The sequence below is a fragment of the Streptomyces sp. NPDC003011 genome (assembly GCF_053591515.1).
Map to the genome: position 1 here is coordinate 1 of NZ_JBSFTY010000059.1, position 20,737 is coordinate 20,737.

Here is a 20,737-nt window from a genome sequence, read left to right on the forward strand (position 1 = left end):
CAGGCCCTCGACGAGGGAGTACGCGCTGCCCTGCGTGCCGTCGCCGTCGGAGGGGGTGAAGCGCACCTGCATGCGGCCCGGCGTGATGAGCCGTTCCATCGCCGTACCGCCTGGAGCCGTTGGCCCTGACCGTGGCCGTCGGGCTACGGCCAGTTGCCTCCGTTGTTGTTGCCGTTGTTCCCGCCGTTGTCGTTGCCCTGGATCCAGCCCTCAGGGATGGAGAACGTGGGGTCCGGAACGGCGCCGCCATCCGTGCCGCCGTTGGTCAGGAGGCCGGTGAGGCCGTTCTCGTCACCGTTGCCACCGTCGTCATCGTCTTCGTTGCCGTTCCCATTGCCGTCCCCATTGCCATTCCCGTTGCCGTCGCCGTTTCCGTCCTCGCCGCCGCGGCCCGCGTCGGCGTCCGGGAGGTCGACGAGGCTGAAGGTCTCCGCGGTCTTGCCCTCCAGGGCGCCCGCCATGGCGTCCCGCCAGATCGGGCCGGGGGTGTCACCGCCGTAGACCTGGGCGTGGTAGACGCCGCCGATGGTGATGTTGGTCATCTTGACCTTCTGGGTGGCGCTGCCGACCCAGACGGCGCCCGACAGGTTCGGCGTGTAGCCGACGAACCAGGCGTTCTTCCGCTCGTCCGTCGTACCCGTCTTGCCCGCGCTCTCGCGGCCCGAGAGACCGGCCTGCTGGCCGGTACCGGAGTCGACCACGCCGCGCAGCAGCGTGTTGACGGTGTCCGCGGTCTTCTCGCTCATCGCGCGCGAGCAGGTCGACTTGGGCACCTCCAGCGACTTCTGCTGGTCGCCGACCTTCTGGGTGATCGACTGGATGGCGACCGGTGTGCAGTACATGCCGCGGGAGGCGAAGGCGGCGTACGCGCTCGCCATCGTCAGCGGGGACAGGCCCACCGAGCCGAGCGCGATGGCGGGCCGCTCGGGGAGCTTGGTGCCGTTGCCCTGCAGCACGTGCAGGTTGTCGGTCATCTTCACCACGGGGCACAGACCGATGTCGGAGATCATCTGCACGAAGTAGGTATTGACCGACTTGGCCATCGCCTCCTCCAGCCGGTACGGACCGACCTCGGACTCCGCCTCGTTCTCGACCTTGTCGTTGCGCTGGTTGGTCCAGGGCTTGCCGCTGCACGTCTGGACCGGGCTCGGGTACTCCATGTCGTACGGCGACGAGTACTCCTGCGTAGCCGGCCGGCCCTCCTCCAGCGCGGCCGCCGCCACGAAGGGCTTGAACGTCGAACCCGTCGGGAAGCCGAAGTTGGAGCCGCCCATGGCCGCGTCGACCGAGAAGTTGTACTCGGTCTCGTTCTTGCCGTAGCCGTACGGCTTCGACTGGCCCATCGCGAGGATCTTGCCGGTGCCGGGCTCGACCAGCGTGGAGGCCGCGGCCACCTTGTCGCTCTTGTTCACGTGGTCCTTGAGCGACTCCTGGACCGACTCCTGCGACTGCGGGTCGAGCGTCGTACGAATGGTCAGGCCGCCCTGGTTCCAGAGCTTCGCCCGTGCCTCCTTGGTCTTGCCGAAGACCGGGTCGCTGAGGAAGGCCTTCTCGACGTACTTGCAGAAGAAGCTGGCGCCCTGGACGGCCGTGATGCAGCCGTTCTTGGGCTGCCTGACCTTCAGGCCCAGCGGCTGCTTCATCGCCGCGGCGGCCTCGGCGCGGGACACGTCGCCGACCTCGGCCATGCGCTGGAGCACGGTGTTGCGCCGCTTGACGGCCTCCGCCTCGTCGTTGACCGGGTCGTACCGGCTGGGCGACTGGACGATGCCCGCGAGGAGCGCCGACTCCTGGAGGTTCAGGTCCTTGGCGTGCTTGGAGAAGTAACGCTGGGCGGCGGCCTCGACGCCGTACGCCTGCTGGCCGAAGAACGTGATGTTCAGGTAGTTCTCGAGGATCTTCTTCTTGCCGAGTTCCTCCTCGACCTGGATCGCGTACTTCAGCTCCTTGATCTTGCGGCCGAGCGTCTGCTGGGTGGCCTGCGCGACCTTCGTCGGGTCGTCGCCGGCCTCCTCCACGAAGACGTTCTTCACGTACTGCTGCGTGAGCGTGGACGCGCCCTCCGCGACACCGCCGCTCTGCGCGTTCTTGTTGAGGGCGCGCAGCACGCCCTTCAGGTCGATCGCGCCGTGCTGGTAGAAGCGCGAGTCCTCGATCGCGACGATCGCCTTCTGCATGTACGGCGAGACGTTCTTGAGGCCGACCACCGTGCGGTCACGCGAGTACACCGTGGCGATCTGTCCGCCGTCGGCGTCGAGGATGGTGGTGCGCTGGCTCAGCGGTGGTGTCTTCAGGTTGGCCGGGAGCTCGTCGAAGCTCTCCACCGACCCCTTGGCCGCGAGACCGAGCGCGCCGGCCGCGGGCAGCGCGATACCGGCCATCACGGCTCCCGCGAGCACACTGACACCGAGGAACTTGGCGGCCTGCTGCGTGGAGGACAGGCCACCGCCCGAGCGCTTTTTTGGCATAGGGGCAGCCTACGTTCTCATTCGCCGGACACGTGTGAATGCCTTGGCCTAAGCTGCTCTCAACTGTCACAGCTGTAGGACTACGTATCAATACGTCCGGAGACCCCGAATCGTTCCGGAGGTTCCCCGACTTTTTTGGTGGGGGCGTGTCCGAATCCGCCTCGTGTGTCACCTGGCGCCCGTTGTGACACCACACAACTGCCCTGGTTTGCCGGGATAGTCATGTATGTCGCCAGCTCACTCCCCCGGGTGATCTGCCGCTTACCCATAGTCCGTTCGGGCCATCCAAGATTGGGCCCGAAGGGGGTGTTGCGCTGTGCCCACCTTCCGTAACGTCCTCAACTGGCGGCGGTGAATATGCCGCTGCCGCCGTGGGGGAGCCTCGATTCGGGAGAGGACGGCGCCGGTATGGGCTGGGTAGTCGACTGGAGTGCGCAGGCGGCCTGCCGCACTACCGATCCGGATGAACTGTTCGTGCAGGGAGCAGCGCAGAACAGGGCCAAGGCGGTGTGCACCGGATGTCCGGTGCGCACGGAGTGCCTGGCCGACGCGCTCGACAACCGTGTCGAGTTCGGTGTGTGGGGAGGGATGACGGAACGGGAACGCCGCGCACTGCTGCGCAGGCGGCCCACCGTGACCTCCTGGCGCCGGCTGCTGGAGACCGCGCGTACGGAATATGAGCGGGGGGCGGGCATCCTGCCCCTCGATGACGACGAGGTCTACGAGAACTACGCGGCGGTGGGCTGAGGCGCGATGAGCTGAGGGCACGCGGTGCCCGAGGGCACGGTGGGTGTCTTCTCCGGGTTCGTCTCCGGGTTCGTCTCCGGTCTCGGGAGTCTCCTCAGGCTCCGTCGGTGGGCTCCGGCAGCTCCGGACGAGCGGCCGCGAGCCGGTTTCCGATGTCCCGCAGGCCCGCGAGGTCGTGGACGTCGCCGGGCAGCGCGGCCACTTCGGCCACCGCCACCTCGGGATGGCGTGCCGTGAAGCGGTCACGCGTGCGCTGCTCGCGGGAGAGCAGCCGCATGCGCTCGGCGTGCAGTCTCAGCAGGCTCGCGGTGAGTTGTTCGACGGTCCGCTCCTGCTGCTCCGTGGCGTCCTCGTCCGTGGCGGCGGGGGAGCCTTCGGCGGACGCCGGTGTCTCGGAAGCGGAGGATCCTGAACTGCCGTACGTGTCGGGAGAGTTACGAAGTACTCCCTTCCCGTCCCCCTGATCCACAATGCGGGGCTCTTCAAGATTTTCCGCGGCGCCCAGTGCCCGCTCGGCCGACAGGTGCGCGGCGCCGCTGCCGTGGACACGGTTGAGCACCAGGCCCGCCAGCGGCATGTCCTCGGCGGCCAGCCGCTCCACGAAGTACGCGGCCTCCCGCAGCGCGTCCCGCTCCGGGGCCGCGACCACCAGGAAGGCCGTCCCGGGCGCCTGGAGCAGCTTGTACGTGGCGTCCGCGCGGGTGCGGAACCCGCCGAAGGTGGTGTCCATCGCGGACACGAACGTCTGGACGTCCTTGAGGAGTTGCCCGCCGAGCAGCTTGCCGAGGGTGCCGGTCATCATCGACATCCCGACGTTCAGGAACTTCATCCCGGCCCGTCCGCCCAGCTTCGCCGGGGCCGTCAGCAGCCGGATCAGCCGCCCGTCCAGGAAGGAGCCCAGCCGTTTCGGCGCGTCCAGGAAGTCGAGCGCCGAACGGGACGGAGGCGTGTCGACGACGATCAGGTCCCATTCGTCACGGGACCGCAGCTGGCCCAGCTTCTCCATCGCCATGTACTCCTGCGTGCCCGCGAAGCCCGCCGAAAGCGACTGGTAGAAGGGGTTGCTGAGGATCGCGGACGCCCGCTCCGGATCCGTGTGCGCCTCGACGATCTCGTCGAACGTGCGCTTCATGTCGAGCATCATGGCGTGCAGCTCGCCGCCCGCCGCGTCGTCCACGCCCTTCACCCGGCGGGGGACGTTGTCGAGCGAGTCGATGCCCATCGACTGGGCCAGCCGGCGCGCCGGGTCGATCGTGAGGACGACCACCTTGCGGCCCCGCTCGGCGGCGCGCAGGCCCAGCGCCGCAGCCGTGGTCGTCTTGCCGACGCCGCCCGAGCCGCAGCACACCACGATGCGGGTCTGCGGGTCGTCGAGCAGCGGGTCGAGGGCGAGCACGCGGGAGGGGGAGATGCGGTGGCGGGCCTGGTCCTGCGACTGCGACTGCGACTGGGACTGGGACAGTGACTGGGGGTGCGGGTCCGGTGCTTCGTGGGGGTGGGAGCGGGCGGTGGCTGGTGTGTCGGCCGGGTCCGGACTCATGACATCCCCTGTTCCCGCAGGTCGGTGGCCAGTTCGTACAGGCCCGCCAGATCCATTCCTTCGGCGAGCAGCGGCAGTTCGTGCGTCGGCAGGCCCAGCTCGCCCAGCACGGCCCGCTGCTCGTGCTCCAGCGCGTACCGCTCGGCGTACTCCGCGGCCTGCCGGACCAGCGGGTCGACCAGCCGTTCGGCGTTCCCGCCGCGTCGCGCCCCGCCGAGCCCCGCGGCCGACAGCGAGCGCGCCAGGGCGGTCCGCGAGGTCGTCCCTACGAGTTCCAGGTCGGTCGCGTCCAACACCTGTGGCCGCACCATGTTCACGATGACGCGACCCACCGGCAGCCGAGCCGACCGCAGCTCGGCGATGCCGTCCGCGGTCTCCTGCACGGGCATCTCCTCCAGCAGCGTCACCAGGTGCACGGAGGTCTCGGCCGACTTCAGCACCCGCATCACCGCCTGTGCCTGATTGTGTATGGGGCCGATCTTGGCGAGTCCCGCCACTTCGTCGTTCACGTTCAGGAAGCGCGTGATACGGCCGGTGGGGGGTGCGTCCATCACGACATGGTCGTACACGAACCGGCCGCTCTTGTTCTTGCGGCGGACCGCCTCACAGGCCTTGCCCGTGAGGAGCACGTCCCTGAGGCCGGGCGCGATGGTGGTGGCGAAGTCGATCGCGCCGAGCTTCTTCAGGGCGCGGCCGGCGCCGCCCAGTTTGTAGAACATCTGGAGGTAGTCCAGAAGGGCCAGTTCGGGGTCGATGGCGAGTGCGTACACCTCCCCGCCCCCGGGAGCGACGGCGATCTTGCGCTCCTCGTAAGGCAGCGCTTCCGTCTCGAAGAGCTGCGCGATGCCCTGCCGGCCCTCGACCTCGACGAGAAGCGTCCGCTTCCCCTCGGTGGCGAGGGCCAGCGCGAGGGCGGCGGCGACCGTGGTCTTTCCGGTCCCGCCCTTGCCGCTGACGACCTGGAACCTGCTCACGTATTCGAGCCTAACCAGTCCGCGTGCCGGCTACTCCGGTGGCTGTGGACAACGTGGCGTCGGACGGGTGGTGGGCAGAGGCTAAAGTCGGCCGCATGACCAAGTGGGAATACGCAACCGTGCCGCTGCTCGTCCACGCCACGAAGCAGATCCTGGACACCTGGGGCGAGGACGGCTGGGAGCTCGTCCAGGTCGTGCCCGGGCCGAACAACCCCGAGCAGCTCGTGGCCTACCTCAAGCGGGAGAAGGCGTGAGCGCGGTCGAGACACGGCTGGCCGAACTGGGGCTGACCCTTCCGGCCGTCGTACCGCCGCTGGCCGCGTACCAGCCGGCCGTGCAGTCGGGTGTGTACGTGTACACGTCCGGCCAGCTGCCGATGGTGGACGGCAAGCTTCCGGTCACCGGGAAGGTGGGCGCGGAGGTCACGCCCGAGGAGGCCAAGGAGCTGGCGCGGACGTGCGCGCTGAACGCTCTGGCCGCGGTGAAGTCCGTGGCCGGTGATCTGGACCGGATCGCCCGTGTGGTGAAGGTCGTCGGGTTCGTGGCCTCGGCGTCGGACTTCACGGGGCAGCCCGGAGTGGTGAACGGCGCGAGCGAGCTGCTGGGCGAGGTGCTCGGCGACAAGGGCGTGCACGCGCGCAGCGCGGTGGGCGTCACGGTGCTGCCGCTGGACGCGCCGGTGGAGGTCGAGGTCCAGGTGGAGCTGGTGGGGGCGTAGGGGTGCCCTGTGGGTCCCTGTGGGGCACCCTCGCAGCGCCGGTGCAGGCGGCTCAGCCCGTCCGGCGTGTGAGGACGAGGCCCCTTCAGGGCCGAAGCGGGGGCCTGGAGGCGGCAGCCCCCAGGAACGGCCGGACCGGCGCAGGGCGCCGGAAAGGCGCGGACACCCGCCGTCGGCGCCCGCGGCGGTCCGCTCTCGAACATCCGCCCACCAGGAGATAGCCTCCGCCCATGGCAAACGGGCAGTGGTACCCCCGGGAATGGCCCGACCGCATCCGCGCCCTCGCGGACGGCACGCTCACCCCGGTGACCCCCAGGCGCGCGGCCACCGTCATGCTCCTGAAGGACACCGACACCGGCCCCGCCGTCCACATGCTGCGCAGACGCGCCTCGATGGCCTTCGCGGGCGGCGCGTACGCCTACCCGGGCGGCGGCGTGGACCCCCGCGACGACGACCGCCACGTCCACTGGGCGGGCCCCACGCGCGCGTGGTGGGCGCACCGGCTCGGCGTGGACGAGACCGAGGCCCAGGCGATCGTCTGCGCGGCCGTACGCGAGACGTACGAGGAGGCGGGCGTCCTGCTCGCCGGCCCGGCCCCCGACTCCGTGGTCGGCGACACGACGGGCCCGGACTGGGAGGCCGACCGTGCCGCCCTGGTCGCCCGTGACGTCTCCTTCGCGGAGTTCCTGGGGCGCCGCGGCCTGGTCCTCCGTTCGGACCTGCTGGGCGCCTGGACGCGCTGGATCACCCCGGAGTTCGAACCCCGCCGCTACGACACCTGGTTCTTCGTGGCGGTGCTCCCCGAGGGGCAACGCACCCGCAACGCCTCCACGGAGGCCGATCGCACGGTGTGGATCCGGCCGGCCGACGCGGCGGCGTCGTACGACAAGGGCGAGCTGCTGATGATGCCGCCCACCATCGCGACCCTGCGCCAGCTGACGCCGTACGCCACGGCCGCCGACGCGCTCGCCGCGGCGCCCGGCCGCGACCTGACCCCCGTACTGGCACAGGCACGTCTGGAGGGCGGCGAGATCGTGCTGTCCTGGCCGGGGCACGACGAGTTCACCAAGCACATCCCGACCGACCTGCCGACCGGTGGAGCCCCCGCATGACGGACGCAGCAGCCCTTCCCGGCCAGCCACGGGGCGGGGCCCTCCCGGGCCCCGCCACCGCGCGCGCGGTCAACGTCCTCGCGCCCAACGCCTCCGCGATGACCCTGGACGGGACCAACACCTGGATCCTCGCCGAGCCCGGCTCCGAACTGGCCGTGGTGGTCGACCCGGGCCCCCTGGACGAGGGTCATCTGCGGGCCGTCGTCGACACCGCCGCGAAGGCCGGCAGGCGTGTCGCCCTGACCCTGCTCACCCACGGCCATCCGGACCACGCCGAGGGCGCCGCCCGCTTCGCCGAGCTGACCGGGACGAAGGTGCGGGCCCTGGACCCGGCGCTGCGGCTGGGGGAGGAAGGGCTGGGCGGCGGGGACGTGGTCGAGGTCGGCGGCCTGGAGCTGCGGGTCGTACCGACGCCGGGGCACACCGGGGACTCCCTGTGCTTCCATCTCCCGGCCGACCGGGCGGTCCTGACCGGTGACACGATCCTGGGGCGGGGGACGACGGTCGTCGCCCACCCCGACGGGCGCCTCGGCGACTACCTGGACTCCCTGCGGCGCCTCAGGTCGCTCACGGTCGACGACGGGGTGCACACGGTGCTCCCGGGCCACGGGCCGGTCCTGGAGGACGCCCAGGGCGCCGTCGAGTTCTACCTGGCCCACCGCGCCCACCGTCTCGCCCAGGTCGAGACGGCCGTGGAGAACGGCCTGCGGACGCCGGCCGAGGTGGTCACCCATGTGTACGCCGACGTGGACCGCTCCCTGTGGCCGGCGGCCGAGCTGTCCGTACGGGCCCAGCTGGAGTACCTGGAGGAGCACGGGCTCATCTAGGGCGGACACGTCCGGGGAACTTCGGTACGACCCGGTCCCGTCCGCCGGTGTGCCGGTCCGGCGCCGTCGAGCCTGGGGCGGCACGGGCACGTCTTCCCGGCCGGCCCGCCTGCCCCGGTCACGACGAGGGCCCTGTCTCCTGGGAGACGGGGCCCTCGTCGACGTACGTACGTTCCGGGGTGTCTAGCGCGAGCGCTTCGCCAGTCGCTCCACGTCCAGCAGGATCACGGCCCGGGCCTCCAGGCGGAGCCACCCGCGCTGGGCGAAGTCGGCGAGCGCCTTGTTCACCGTCTCGCGGGACGCGCCGACCAGCTGGGCCAGTTCCTCCTGCGTGAGGTCGTGGACGACGTGGATGCCCTCCTCGGACTGCACGCCGAAGCGGCGGGAGAGGTCGAGGAGCGCGCGGGCGACGCGTCCGGGGACGTCCGAGAAGACCAGGTCGGACATCGCGTCGTTGGTCTTGCGCAGCCGACGGGCGACGGCGCGCAGGAGGGCGCCGGCCACCTCGGGGCGCGCGTTCAGCCAGGGCTGGAGGTCGCCGTGGCCGAGGCCGAGCAGCTTGACCTCGGTGAGCGCGGTGGCGGTCGCCGTGCGCGGGCCCGGGTCGAACAGGGACAGTTCGCCGATCAGCTCGCTGGGGCCGACCACGGCCAGCATGTTCTCGCGGCCGTCGGGGGAGGTGCGGTGGAGCTTGACCTTGCCCTCCGTGACGACGTAGAGCCGGTCTCCGGGATCGCCCTCGTGGAAGAGCGAGTCACCGCGCGCGAGCGTCACCTCACTCATGGAGGCGCGCAGCTCAGCGGCCTGCTCGTCGTCGAGAGCAGCGAAGAGCGGGTTGCGCCGCAGAACGTCGTCCACGAGTTCTCTCCTTGTCGACCTGCTCAGGGGAGCGTGTTCCCCCGTGTACCAGGGGACCGTGTTCCCCATTTTGCCGGGCGGTCCGAACAGTGTGATCTGTCACAAGGATGCCGCACAGGTGTCCCGGGGTAAGCGACAGGGGTCCAATTGGGCGCCGATCTTCAGGGTCCGGGGCGGATGTCAGTGCCGGGCTCTAGGCTGGCCGGGTGTCCAAATCGCCGGTGAGAGCACAGGCCAAGGGGGCTGGGCGGGTGGTTGTACGTCGGGATTCCGCCGTGGGCGAACAGGGCCCCGGTGGCGGAAAGAAAACGGCAAAAGCGACAGAGAAGGCTCCGGTGAAGAAGGCGACCGCCAAGAAGGCTGCCCCCGTCAAGGACGCGGAGGTCGCTCCTCGGAAGACCGCCGCCCCGGTGAAGAAACCCGCCGTCCCGGCGAAGAAGGCCGCCGTCCCGGTGAAGAAGGCCGTCTCCGCGAAGGCCGTCGCGAAGACCGTCGCGGCGAAGCCGCCGAAGAGCGAGTCGCACACCGCCCTCGTCCGCCGCGCCCGCCGCATCAACCGCGAACTCGCCGAGGTCTACCCGTACGCCCACCCCGAGTTGGACTTCGAGAACCCCTTCCAGCTGATCGTCGCCACCGTCCTGTCCGCCCAGACCACCGATCTGAGGGTCAACCAGACGACGCCCGCCCTCTTCGCCAAGTACCCCACGCCGGAGGACCTGGCCGTCGCCAACCCGGAGGAGGTCGAGGAGATCCTGCGGCCCACCGGGTTCTTCCGGGCCAAGACCAGGTCGGTGACAGGGCTGTCCAAGGCCCTGGTAGAGGAGTTCGGGGGAGAGGTCCCGGGGCGGCTGGAGGATCTCGTCAAGCTGCCCGGCGTCGGCCGCAAGACCGCCTTCGTGGTCCTCGGCAACGCCTTCGGGCGGCCGGGCATCACCGTGGACACGCACTTCCAGCGGCTGGTGCGGCGCTGGCGGTGGACCGACCAGACGGACCCCGACAAGATCGAGGCGGCCGTCGGCGCGCTCTTCCCCAAGAGCGAGTGGACGATGCTCTCGCACCACGTGATCTTCCACGGCCGCCGTATCTGCCACGCCCGCAAGCCCGCCTGCGGCGCCTGCCCCATCGCCCCGCTCTGCCCGGCGTACGGCGAGGGCGAGACGGACCCGGACAAGGCGAAGAAGCTGCTCAAGTACGAGAAGGGCGGCTTCCCGGGCCAGCGCCTGAAACCCCCGCAGGCGTACCTGGACGCGGGCGGGAGGCCCGCGCCGCCGCTGAGGGCCGGATGACCCGTCGGCCGGCGCCGCTCCGGGTACGTTCCCAGGAACGATCTCGGGGCCGCCGGGCGTTGGACCGAGCAGGACGACGGGGGTGGCGATGACACGCGCGAGCAATACGCAGGGCGGTCCGGTGACGCTCAGCAAGGACGGCCTGCCCGGCTGGCTGGACCCGGTGGTGCACGCCGTCGAGACGGTCGAGCCGTTGCAACTCAGCCGCTTCCTGCCGCCGGCGGACGGCAAAGGGCGGCAGTCCGCCGTCCTGGTCCTCTTCGGCGAGGGCGAGCGCGGCCCCGAGCTGCTGCTCATGGAGCGCGCGACGTCGCTGCGGTCGCACGCAGGACAGCCGTCCTTCCCCGGCGGCGCGCTGGACCCGGCGGACGGCGACCCGATGGGCGACGGGCCGCTCAGGGCTGCTCTGCGCGAGGCCGAGGAGGAGACGGGGCTCGATCCGTCCGGCGTCCAGCTCTTCGGCGTGCTGCCGAAGCTGTACATCCCGGTCAGCGGTTTCGTCGTCACGCCCGTGCTGGGCTGGTGGCGGGAGCCGACCCCGGTGGGCGTGGTCGATCCGAACGAGACGGCGGCGGTGTTCACCGTCCCCGTGGCGGATCTCACGGACCCCGCCAACCGCGCCACCGCCGTCCACCCCAGGGGTCACCGAGGTCCGGCATTCCTGGTCGAATCGGCCCTCGTGTGGGGTTTCACCGCCGGGATCATCGACCGGCTGCTCCACTTCTCGGGCTGGGAACGACCTTGGGACCGCGAGAAGCAGGTCCCCCTCGACTGGCGCGCATGACAGGGTGACATCCGTGAATGTGCTGGACATCCTGTTGCTGGTCGCCGCCGTGTGGTTCGCGATCGTCGGCTACCGCCAGGGGTTCGTCGTCGGCATCCTGTCGGTGATCGGCTTCCTGGGCGGCGGTCTCGTCGCGGTCTACCTGCTCCCCGTCATCTGGGACGCGCTGACCGAAAAGGCCGAGGTCGGCACCACCGCCGCCGTCGTCGCGGTGGTCGTCGTCATCGTGTGCGCCTCGGTCGGCCAGGCCCTGACCACCCACCTCGGCAACAAGCTGCGCCGGCACATCACCTGGTCCCCGGCCCGCGCCCTGGACGCCACCGGCGGCGTCCTGGTCAACGTGGCGGCGATGCTGCTGGTCGCCTGGCTGATCGGCTCCATCCTCGCCCAGACCACGATGCCGACGGTGGGCAAGGAGGTGCGCAACTCCAAGGTGCTGCTGGGCGTGCAGGAGGTGCTGCCCGCCGACGCCGACACCTGGTTCAAGGACGTCACCTCGGTCCTCGCGCAGAACGGCTTCCCGCAGGTCTTCAGCCCGTTCTCCAACGAGCCGATCAAGGAGGTCCGGCCGCCCGACCCGGCCCTCGCCGACAGCGCGGTCGCCGCCCGCGCCCAGCGTTCCATCGTCAAGGTCATGGGTACCGCCGAGAGCTGCGGCAAGGTCCTGGAGGGCACCGGCTTCGTCTTCGGCGACCGCCGCGTCATGACCAACGCGCACGTCGTGGGCGGCGTCGACGAACCCACCGTCCAACTGGGCGGCGAGGGCCGGAAGTACGACGCCACGGTCGTCCTCTACGACTGGCAGCGCGACATCGCCGTACTCGACGTACCGGATCTGAGCGCGCCCGCGCTGAAGTTCACCACCGAGGACGCGAGCAGCGGGGACAGCGCGATCGTCGCCGGCTTCCCGGAGAACGGGTCGTACGACGTCCGTTCCGCGCGCCTGCGCGGGCGTCTCACGGCCAGCGGCCCGGACATCTACCACCGCGGCACCGTGCGCCGCGACGTGTACTCGCTGTACGCGACCGTCCGCCAGGGCAACTCCGGCGGCCCGCTGCTCACCCCCGAAGGGAAGGTGTACGGCGTGGTCTTCGCGAAGTCCCTCGACAACGCCGACACCGGGTACGCGCTCACCGCGGACGAGATCCAGGAGGACATCGCCCAGGGACGCGCCGCGAACCAGCAGGTGGACAGCGACAGCTGCGCACTCTGAGGCCGGAACCGGAGACCCGGCCGCAGAGCGGGAGCGCCGTCGAGGAGAGCGTCGCGGAAGGGGCCGTCGGCTTCAGCTCCGCGGATGACGCAGGCGGACCGAGACCCAGCGGGCCCGGCGGCGCAGGATGCGCGGGATGCCCACCCGGAGGTCCGTGCCACCCTGCATCTGCGGAGCACCGCCTCGCTGGTGGGAGCTCAGGCCCGAGGCCGAGCGGCGAGTGCGTGCTGCGTCACTGTAGTCGTGCGTCCAGCCCATACCCCGACGTGTGCCCCCGCCCCAAGGTCGATAACCGCCCCCGGGCCCCCCAATTGGCCTATGCGCCGGGCAATTGGCTGTTCGTAGGACGCGTGTTCGCGTGCGGAACCGCGCGCATCGATCCGTCACCGATCGGGCCGTCACCGATCGGGCTCGGAGTCCTTCAGCCAGTTGACCAGTTCGGCGGAGAAGGCGACAGGGTCCTCCTCGTGCGGGAAGTGCCCGAGCCCGTCGAACAGCCGCCAGCGGTACGGCGCTTCGACGTACTCCCCGGAGCCGGCCGCGCTGCGCGTGCGCATGACGGGATCGAGCGAGCCGTGCAGGTGCAGCGTCGGTACCCGCACCGGCCGCTTCATCCGCCGGTTGAACTGGATGCCGTCGGGACGCGCCATCGAGCGCACCATCCACCGGTACGGCTCGATGGCACAGTGCGCGGTCGACGGGACGCACATCGCCCGCCGGTACGCCTCCACCGCCTCGTCCTCCGGCAGCCGTGGCCCCGACCAGTCCCGGATCAGCCGGGCCACGAGCGCGCCGTCGTCGGCGATGAGCTGCCGCTCGGGCACCCAGGGGCGCTGGAACCCCCAGATGTAGGAGCCGGCCCGCGTCTGCTTGACGTCGGAGAGCATCGCCGAGCGCCAGCGCCGCGGGTGCGGCATCGAGGCGACCGCGAGCCGCCGTACGAGCTTCGGGCGCATCGCGGCCGCCGTCCACGCCAGGTAGCCGCCCAGGTCGTGACCGACCAGCGCCGCGTCCGGCTCGCCGAGGGAGCGGATCACGCCGGTGATGTCCAGGGCGAGGTTGGCGGGGTCGTAGCCGCGCGGGGTGCGGTCGCTGCCGCCCACACCCCGCAGGTCCATGGCGACGGCGCGGTAGCCGGCGTCGGCGAGCGCCGTCAGCTGGTGCCGCCAGGTCCACCAGAACTGGGGGAACCCGTGCAGCAGCAGCACCAGCGGCCCGTCCCCCACCTCGGCGATGTGGAAGCGCGCGCCATTGGCGGCGACGTCCCTGTGGGTCCAGGGACCGTCGACACGTACGACCGAGGCGGCGTGCGCCGAAGAGGAGGCGGGGTCCGTCATGAGGACGAGCGTGCCACAGCCTCGATGGCCTTCGCGTCCGGGACCCCGTCTCCCAGGGCCGGTCGCTGGTGCGGCTTGGCGTTCTGCAGGACGCCCGCCGACTGCTTCATCGACGCGGCGACCTTCTGCGGGCCCTTGCCCTTCTTGGCCTTCTTCGCGAACACCACGCCGATCAGCGCGAGGACGAGCGCGAGGAGCACGTTCGCCGCGAAGGACAGCAGGAAGCAGAGCGCGAGGTTCCAGTCCGTCCAGGTCCGGATGCCGTAGGCCAGCGCGAAGTTCAGCATCGGCAGCGAGAACACCAGCACCGCGCCGGCCATCGTGAACGCGCCGCCGCTGGTCGCGCCGCGTTTCACGTCCTGCTTGAGCTGCGCCTTGGCCAGGGCGATCTCGTCGTGCACCAGTGCGGACATCTCGGTCGTCGCCGAGGCGAACAGCTGGCCGATGCTGCGTTCGGCGCCGACCGGGCTGCCGTCGGGTGCGCTCATCGCGGTCTCCCTCTTCTGCCTGACGTCCGCCGGGCGGGTGCCCGACCTCCGCCCGGCTTGTGCCTGACTGGGAACGGTCCTTTTGTACGGTCCTTTTGTACCGTCCCGTCAGATCATGCCGGACGGTCGTGCTCCTCGCCTGCCCCGCCCGTCACTTCGGCAAGCCCGCGTCGCCCGGCGGCCTCTTGTTCGGCGGCCTTGAGCTCGGCGATCCGGCGGTGTTCGGCGGCCTTGAGGTCGTGGATCTCCGCCATCCGCAGGTGGTACGCCGGGTCGTCCTCCTCGTAGATGTCCGGGATGCCGTCGAGGTCGTCGTCGCGTTCCTCGGCCTCCCACAGCCTGCGGTACTTGGCGTTCCGTAGCTTCAGCAGCACCGTCGCGAGCAGGGCCGCGATGAGCGAGCCCATCAGTACGGCTGCCTTGACCTCGTCCGTCAGCGCCGCGTCGCCCTCGAAGGCGAGCTCGCCGATGAGCAGCGACACGGTGAAGCCGATGCCGGCGAGGGTGGCCACCGCGAACACGTCGGCCCACTCGAGGTCGTCGCTGAGCGAGGCCCGGGTGAAGCGGGCCGTCAGCCAGGTGCCCCCGAAGATGCCGAGCGCCTTGCCGACGATCAGCCCGAGCATGACCCCGAGCGTCTCCGGCCGGGCGAACACATCGCCGACCGCCCCGCCGGACAGGGCGACACCCGCGCTGAACAGCGCGAACACCGGCACGGCCAGCCCCGCGGAGAGCGGCCGTACGAGATGCTCGATGCGCTCGCCGGGGGAGTGGTCCTCGCCCTCGCGCCGCGTGCAGCGCAGCATCAGGCCCATCGCGACGCCCGCGATGGTGGCGTGGACGCCGCTGTTGTACATCAGCGCCCAGATGACGAGCGCGAGCGGGACGTACACGTACCACCCGTGTACGCCCTTGCGCAGCAGCAGCCAGAAGACCGCGAGGGCGGCGATCGCGCCGCCGAGCGCGGCGAGGTCGATCGTGTCGGTGAAGAAGACCGCGATGATCAGGATCGCGAAGAGGTCGTCGACGACGGCGAGCGTCAGCAGGAACGCGCGCAGGGCGTTCGGCAGGGACGTGCCGATGACGGCGAGCACGGCCAGCGCGAAGGCGATGTCCGTGGCTGTGGGCACCGCCCAGCCGGCCAGGGAGCCGTCGCCGGCGACGTTGGTGAGGGTGTAGACGAGTGCCGGTACGGCCATCCCGCACAGGGCCGCCACAACGGGCAGCGCGGCCGCCTTGGGGTCCTTCAGGTCGCCGGCGACCAGCTCGCGCTTGAGCTCGATGCCGGCGACGAAGAAGAAGACCGCGAGGAGTCCGTCGGCGGCCCAGTGCTCGATCGACAGGTTCAGGCCGACGGACTCGGGGCCGAGGTGGAAGTGGCTGACGCTCTCGTAGCTGTCGTGCAGCGCCGGGATGTTCGCCCACACCAGCGCGGCGACGGCGGCGAGAAGCAGCAGCACCCCGCCGACGGTCTCGGTGCGCAGCGCGTTGGCCACGAAGGTCCGCTCGGGCAGGGACAGGCGTCCGAAGGCCTTGCGGGCGGTGGTGGTGCGGGGCGCGGCCACGGGGGAGACCTCCGGTCGGCGGGCAGGACGGAACCATTGCCGACCAGACTTCCCGGCGCACCTATGTGATGAGTTTATCTAAAATACGGGAGGAGGCATCCGGACTCCGCTCGCCACCGGGGCGAAAGGGGCGCCCGGCGCTCCGGTCACCGGGTGCCCCTCACCGCCGTGCGTATGCTCAGTCCTCGCTCGGCGCCGCCGGGAGCTTGGCCTGGATGAGGTCCATGACGGTCGAGTCCGTCAGGGTCGTCACGTCACCGAGCTGGCGGTTCTCGGCGATATCGCGCAGCAGACGGCGCATGATCTTGCCGGAGCGGGTCTTCGGCAGCTCGGCTACCGGCAGGATCCGCTGCGGCTTGGCGATCGGGCCGAGGGCGGTGCCGACGTGTTTGCGCAGGTCGTTGACCAGTGTCTCCGTCTCCGAGGCCGTACCGCGCAGGATGACGAAGGCGACGATCGCCTGTCCGGTGGTCTCGTCGGCGGCGCCCACGACGGCCGCCTCGGCGACCGACGGGTGGGAGACGAGCGCCGACTCCACCTCGGTGGTGGAGATGTTGTGGCCCGACACGAGCATCACGTCGTCGACGCGGCCGAGGAGCCAGATGTCGCCGTCGTCGTCCTTCTTCGCCCCGTCACCCGCGAAGTACCTGCCTTCGAAGCGCGACCAGTACGTGTCGAGGAACCGCTGGTCGTCGCCCCAGATGGTGCGCAGCATCGACGGCCACGGCTCGGTGAGGACGAGGTAGCCTCCGCCGCCGTTCGGCACCTCGTTCGCCTCGTCGTCGACGACCGTCGCGGCGATGCCGGGCAGCGGTGTCTGCGCGGAGCCGGGCTTGGCCGACGTGACACCGGGCAGCGGCGAGATCATCATCGCGCCGGTCTCGGTCTGCCACCAGGTGTCGACGACCGGGGTCCGGTCGGCGCCGATGTGCTTGCGGTACCAGATCCAGGCCTCGGGATTGATGGGTTCGCCCACCGAGCCGAGGATCCTCAGCGAGGACAGATCGAACTTGGCGGGGATGTCGTCGCCCCACTTCATGAACGTACGGATGGCCGTGGGCGCGGTGTACAGGATGGTGACCCCGTACTTCTGCACGATCTCCCAGAACCGGCCCTGGTGCGGGGTGTCCGGCGTGCCCTCGTACATGACCTGGGTCGCGCCGTTGGCCAGCGGCCCGTAGACGATGTACGAGTGCCCGGTGACCCAGCCGACGTCGGCGGTGCACCAGTACACGTCGGTCTCCGGCTTGAGGTCGAAGACGGCGTGGTGGGTGTACGCGGTCTGCGTGAGGTAGCCGCCGGAGGTGTGCAGGATGCCCTTCGGCTTACCTGTCGTCCCGGACGTGTACAGGATGAACAGCGGATGCTCCGCGTCGAACGCCTCGGGCGTGTGCTCGGCGGACTGCCGCTCGACGATCTCGTGCCACCAGACGTCGTGGCTGTCGTTCCATGCGACCTCCTGGCCGGTGCGGCGGACCACGAGCACGTGCTCGACGTTGCCCGCGCGCTCGACCGCCTCGTCGACCGCCGGCTTGAGCGCGGACGGCTTGCCGCGCCGCCAGCCGCCGTCGGAGGTGATGACGACCTTGGCGTCGGCGTCCTGGATCCGGGTCGCGAGCGCGTCCGCCGAGAAGCCGCCGAAGACGACGGAGTGCGCGGCGCCGATCCGGGCGCACGCCAGCATCGCGACCGCCGTCTCGGGAATCATCGGCATGTAGACGGCGACCCGGTCGCCCTTCTGGACTCCCAGCTCCAGCAGGGCGTTCGCGGCCTTGGAGACCTCGTCCTTGAGCTCGGCGTAGGTGAGGGCGCGGCTGTCACCCGGCTCGCCCTCGAAGTGGATGGCGACCCGGTCGCCGTGCCCGGCCTCCACGTGGCGGTCGACGCAGTTGTACGCCACATTGAGCTCGCCGTCCTTGAACCACTTGGCGAACGGCGGGTTCGACCAGTCCAGCGTCTCGGTCGGCTCCTTGGCCCAGGTCAGTCGGCGGGCCTGCTCGGCCCAGAAGCCGAGCCTGTCAGCCTTGGCCTGCTCATACGCCTCCGCGGTGACGTTGGCGTTCGCGGCCAGGTCGGCGGGGGGTGCGAACCTGCGCTCCTCACGGAGCAGGTTGGCCAGGCTTTCGTTGCTCACGCCATCTCCCTTTCTCAGGGTTGTCCGCTGTGTCCCAGGCCACAGCTCATCAGACCCGGGGGCCCGGTGACAAGGGTCGACGGAAAATTGGTTTAGACCTTTGTGTACGGCTCTTTCGGCGGCCGGGGTCATCCGTACCCACGGACGCCGACCAGGCGGAGTTCAGCATGTGTAACCCCTTTCACACTCCGGACTCCTCCGGACACCTGAGGTCCGGCGCCGTGACCGCGCGGGGCGGGGTGGCCGGGTCGCAACCGACGCCGCGGCCACCCCGGTCGGGCTCACACCGACAGGTCCAGGTCCGCCGCCCGTACGCGGTCGAAGAGCTCCTCGTCCCTGTCCGCTCCGGTGAGCAGGTACGCCTGGGCCTCGCCCACGTGGAAGTACATGCCGTGCAGCTCCAGCGTCCCGTCCCGCAGGGCCCGGGCCACCGACTCATGGGCGCGCAGATGCTCCAACTGCTGGACCACGTTGGTCAGGCAGAGCTGCTCGACCGCGTCGGCGGGCGCCCGTCCGGACAGCCGGGCCCACGCCCGGCTGTCGTCGGCCATGCGCTCCAGACTGGGCAGCCCGTGCCGCAGCCACCGCTTGAGCGGGGTCTGGGCGCCCCCGGGCTCGGAGGTGAGCAGCGCCTGCATGGCCCCGCACCCGGAGTGCCCGCACACCGTGATGAAACGCACCTTCAGCACGTCCACCGCGTACTCGATCGCGGCCGACACCGAGTCGTCGCCGCTCTCCTGGCCGGGCAGCGGAACGAGGTTGCCCACGTTGCGCACCACGAAGAGGTCGCCCGGACCACTGGAGGTGATCATCGAGGTGACCAGCCGTGAGTCGGAGCAGGTGAGGAACAGCTGGGACGGCCGCTGTCCCTCGCGTGCCAGCCGGGCCAGCTCACCCCGCACGAGCGGTGCGGTGTGGCGCTGGAAGGCGCTGATGCCACGCGCCAGCTCATGCCCGCTCGGCTCGGCGGACGGGTGCGGTCCGCTCGGGTGTTCGTCGTGGGCCGCTCGGGGCAGTGGGCGGTCGCACTGGTGGTTGCGCCAGGGTGTCCAGGGGCGGCAGCGGCAGCCGGCGGTGCGCGTCGCCGATTCGTCGTCGTCCCCGGCGGGGTGCTCGGCCGTACTTCCGGGCTCGCCGATCCGGACTCCGGCGCGGCGGCCGGTGACGTCGACGGAGCCGCCCCGCGCGGTGTGTGCCTTCTGCCAGTCCTGCAGTGACTCGTACGCCGCGTGGTCCATGAAGGACCCGTCCAACTCCACGACCACATGGGTGCCTTGGGGCACGAGATGCAGGGTCCGGCTCAGCCGGGGCACCGCGAGGAACGTCAACTGGCCTCGTACGTGTACGTGATGGACTCCTTCCTTCTCGTCGTGCGTGATGCGGGTGCGGGTGAGGCGGTGCAGGGCGACGGCGACGGCCGCGGCGATGCCGAGCGTCACGCCCTCCAGGACACCGAGGACGACCACGCCGAGGGTGGTGACGGCGTAGACCAGTACCTCTCGGTGGCGCGTCACCGTGCGGATGTGGTGCAGGGACACCATCTGGATGCCGACGGCCATCACCAGGGCGGCGAGCGAGGCGAGCGGGATGAGCTCCAGGATCGGGACCATCAGCAGCGCGGCGACTACTACGAGAACGCCGTGCAACATCGTCGAGTTCCGACTGACGGCGCCCGCTTGAACATTCGCCGAAGTGCGCACGGCCACCCCCGCGACGGGCAGTCCGCCGAGCGAGCCGGAGACGATGTTGGCGGCGCCCTGGCCGAGCAGTTCGCGGTCCAGGTCGGAGCGTCCGACGTGGGCGGGCAGACCGGGGCGGCCGGCCACGAGCTTGTCCACGGCGACCGCGCCGAGCAGTGACTGCACGCTGCACACGAGCGTGGTGGTGAGCACGGCGGCGATCAGGCCGAGCACCGGGCCCTCGGGAAGTCCGGCCAGGGCGTGGCTGCTCCAGGACGGCAGGTCGACCTTGGGCAGGGTCAGTCCGGCGAGGGAAGCGGTGGCGGTGGCGCCGGCGACGGCGATGAGCGCGGCGGGGACCTTGCGCAGCAGGCGTCCCGCCCGGCCGGGAATCCGCGGCCAGAGCAGCAACAGGGCCAGTGTCAGCGCGCTCACCGACAGGGCGGCCGGGTGCAGGCCCGCCAACTGGGCGGGCAGCGCGCGGAGGTTGTCCAGGACGGCGCTCTGCGGGGTGCCGCCGAGCACGATGTGCAGCTGGGCGACGGCGATGGTGACACCGATGCCGGCGAGCATGCCGTGCACGATGGCGGGGCTCACGGCGAGGGCGTTGCGGGCCACGCGCAGGCAGCCCAGACCGAGTTGGGCGAGGCCGGCCAGGACGGTGATGGCGCAGGTCGTCCGCCAGCCGTAGCGCTGGATGAGATCGGCGGTGACGACGGTGAGTCCGGCGGCGGGACCGCTGACCTGGAGCGGGGAACCGCCGAGCCGTCCGGCGACGATCCCGCCGACGGCGGCGGCTACCAGGCCGGCCTGGAGCGGTGCGCCGGTGGCGAGGGCGATGCCGAGGGACAGAGGGAGAGCGATCAGGAAGACCGCGATGCAGGCCGACACGTCGGCGCCCGCGACGCGGAAGCGCCGACGGGGAATCTGCGGCGGGCTGAGGGGTTGGTGGACGCGCTTGGACCGATTCGATTCGGTGGCGCGGGTGGGGACGCAGGCTGACATGT

18 protein-coding genes are annotated in these 20,737 nt (G+C 70.8%); 8 read left to right on the forward strand and 10 right to left on the reverse strand.

Annotated elements, in window-relative coordinates; all coding sequences use genetic code 11:
• Positions 1-143: 143 nt before the first annotated feature.
• Complete coding sequence (locus ACWD0J_RS27575) at positions 144-2,468, reverse strand: transglycosylase domain-containing protein (RefSeq protein ID WP_451498545.1); 2,325 nt, start codon at positions 2,466-2,468, stop codon at positions 144-146.
• A gap of 408 nt (positions 2,469-2,876) precedes the next feature.
• On the opposite strand from ACWD0J_RS27575, the gene wblA reads away from it, so the two are divergent.
• Complete coding sequence (gene wblA, locus ACWD0J_RS27580) at positions 2,877-3,215, forward strand: transcriptional regulator WblA (protein ID WP_286063707.1); 339 nt, start codon at positions 2,877-2,879, stop codon at positions 3,213-3,215.
• Positions 3,216-3,309: 94 nt separating this feature from the next.
• Here the strand turns inward: wblA and ACWD0J_RS27585 are convergent, their stop codons facing one another.
• A complete protein-coding gene (locus tag ACWD0J_RS27585; RefSeq protein ID WP_451498546.1) occupies positions 3,310-4,755 on the reverse strand; it encodes an ArsA family ATPase in 1,446 nt (481 codons plus the stop codon).
• A complete protein-coding gene (locus ACWD0J_RS27590; RefSeq protein WP_451498547.1) occupies positions 4,752-5,729 on the reverse strand; it encodes an ArsA family ATPase in 978 nt (325 codons plus the stop codon). The genes ACWD0J_RS27585 and ACWD0J_RS27590 overlap by 4 nt, the downstream gene beginning before the upstream one ends.
• A 95-nt stretch (positions 5,730-5,824) precedes the next feature.
• Between ACWD0J_RS27590 and ACWD0J_RS27595 the strand changes: the two genes are divergently transcribed.
• The 4 genes from ACWD0J_RS27595 to ACWD0J_RS27610 all read left to right on the forward strand — a co-directional run bounded on the left by ACWD0J_RS27595 (position 5,825) and on the right by ACWD0J_RS27610 (position 8,386).
• Positions 5,825-5,983 carry a DUF4177 domain-containing protein gene (locus tag ACWD0J_RS27595; protein ID WP_003967454.1) on the forward strand — a complete coding sequence of 53 codons (159 nt, stop codon included), beginning with the start codon at positions 5,825-5,827 and terminating at the stop codon, positions 5,981-5,983.
• Entirely contained in the window at positions 5,980-6,447 is a 468-nt protein-coding gene (locus tag ACWD0J_RS27600) for a RidA family protein (RefSeq protein ID WP_451498548.1), read from the forward strand. The genes ACWD0J_RS27595 and ACWD0J_RS27600 overlap by 4 nt, the downstream gene beginning before the upstream one ends.
• Before the next feature lie 230 nt (positions 6,448-6,677).
• A complete protein-coding gene (locus tag ACWD0J_RS27605) occupies positions 6,678-7,559 on the forward strand; it encodes an NUDIX hydrolase (protein ID WP_451498549.1) in 882 nt (293 codons plus the stop codon).
• Complete coding sequence (locus tag ACWD0J_RS27610; RefSeq protein ID WP_451498550.1) at positions 7,556-8,386, forward strand: MBL fold metallo-hydrolase; 831 nt, start codon at positions 7,556-7,558, stop codon at positions 8,384-8,386. The genes ACWD0J_RS27605 and ACWD0J_RS27610 overlap by 4 nt, the downstream gene beginning before the upstream one ends.
• A 183-nt stretch (positions 8,387-8,569) precedes the next feature.
• On the opposite strand, the gene ACWD0J_RS27615 is transcribed toward ACWD0J_RS27610, so the two are convergent.
• The gene (locus ACWD0J_RS27615; RefSeq protein ID WP_023547771.1) at positions 8,570-9,244 is read right to left on the reverse strand and encodes a Crp/Fnr family transcriptional regulator; all 675 of its coding nucleotides are present in this window, start codon (positions 9,242-9,244) and stop codon (positions 8,570-8,572) included.
• Between the two features lie 275 nt (positions 9,245-9,519).
• Between ACWD0J_RS27615 and nth the strand changes: the two genes are divergently transcribed.
• From nth to ACWD0J_RS27630, 3 genes are all read left to right on the forward strand, one after another.
• Complete coding sequence (nth, locus tag ACWD0J_RS27620) at positions 9,520-10,530, forward strand: endonuclease III (protein ID WP_451498551.1); 1,011 nt, start codon at positions 9,520-9,522, stop codon at positions 10,528-10,530.
• Between the two features lie 88 nt (positions 10,531-10,618).
• Positions 10,619-11,314 carry an NUDIX hydrolase gene (locus ACWD0J_RS27625; protein ID WP_451498552.1) on the forward strand — a complete coding sequence of 232 codons (696 nt, stop codon included), beginning with the start codon at positions 10,619-10,621 and terminating at the stop codon, positions 11,312-11,314.
• Positions 11,315-11,327: 13 nt separating this feature from the next.
• Entirely contained in the window at positions 11,328-12,527 is a 1,200-nt protein-coding gene (locus tag ACWD0J_RS27630; RefSeq protein ID WP_451498553.1) for a MarP family serine protease, read from the forward strand.
• 72 nt (positions 12,528-12,599) lie between these two features.
• Here ACWD0J_RS27630 and ACWD0J_RS27635 read toward each other — a convergent pair whose 3' ends face one another.
• From ACWD0J_RS27635 to ACWD0J_RS27660, 6 genes are all read right to left on the reverse strand, one after another.
• Positions 12,600-12,785, reverse strand: a complete 186-nt coding sequence (locus tag ACWD0J_RS27635; RefSeq protein WP_451498554.1) for a hypothetical protein — start codon at positions 12,783-12,785, stop codon at positions 12,600-12,602.
• A 140-nt stretch (positions 12,786-12,925) separates the two neighbouring features.
• Positions 12,926-13,864 carry an alpha/beta fold hydrolase gene (locus tag ACWD0J_RS27640; protein ID WP_451498555.1) on the reverse strand — a complete coding sequence of 313 codons (939 nt, stop codon included), beginning with the start codon at positions 13,862-13,864 and terminating at the stop codon, positions 12,926-12,928.
• Positions 13,861-14,352, reverse strand: a complete 492-nt coding sequence (locus ACWD0J_RS27645; protein ID WP_451498556.1) for a phage holin family protein — start codon at positions 14,350-14,352, stop codon at positions 13,861-13,863. The genes ACWD0J_RS27640 and ACWD0J_RS27645 overlap by 4 nt, the downstream gene beginning before the upstream one ends.
• 113 nt (positions 14,353-14,465) lie before the next feature.
• The gene (gene nhaA, locus ACWD0J_RS27650; RefSeq protein WP_451498557.1) at positions 14,466-15,917 is read right to left on the reverse strand and encodes a Na+/H+ antiporter NhaA; all 1,452 of its coding nucleotides are present in this window, start codon (positions 15,915-15,917) and stop codon (positions 14,466-14,468) included.
• A 178-nt stretch (positions 15,918-16,095) separates the two neighbouring features.
• Positions 16,096-18,051: an acetate--CoA ligase gene (acs, locus tag ACWD0J_RS27655; protein ID WP_451498558.1), complete on the reverse strand. Its 1,956-nt coding sequence runs from the start codon at positions 18,049-18,051 to the stop codon at positions 16,096-16,098.
• 281 nt (positions 18,052-18,332) lie between these two features.
• On the reverse strand, positions 18,333-20,735 hold the full coding sequence (locus tag ACWD0J_RS27660) for a bifunctional SulP family inorganic anion transporter/carbonic anhydrase (protein WP_451498559.1): 2,403 nt from the start codon (positions 20,733-20,735) through the stop codon (positions 18,333-18,335).
• Between the last annotated feature and the right edge of the window lie 2 nt (positions 20,736-20,737).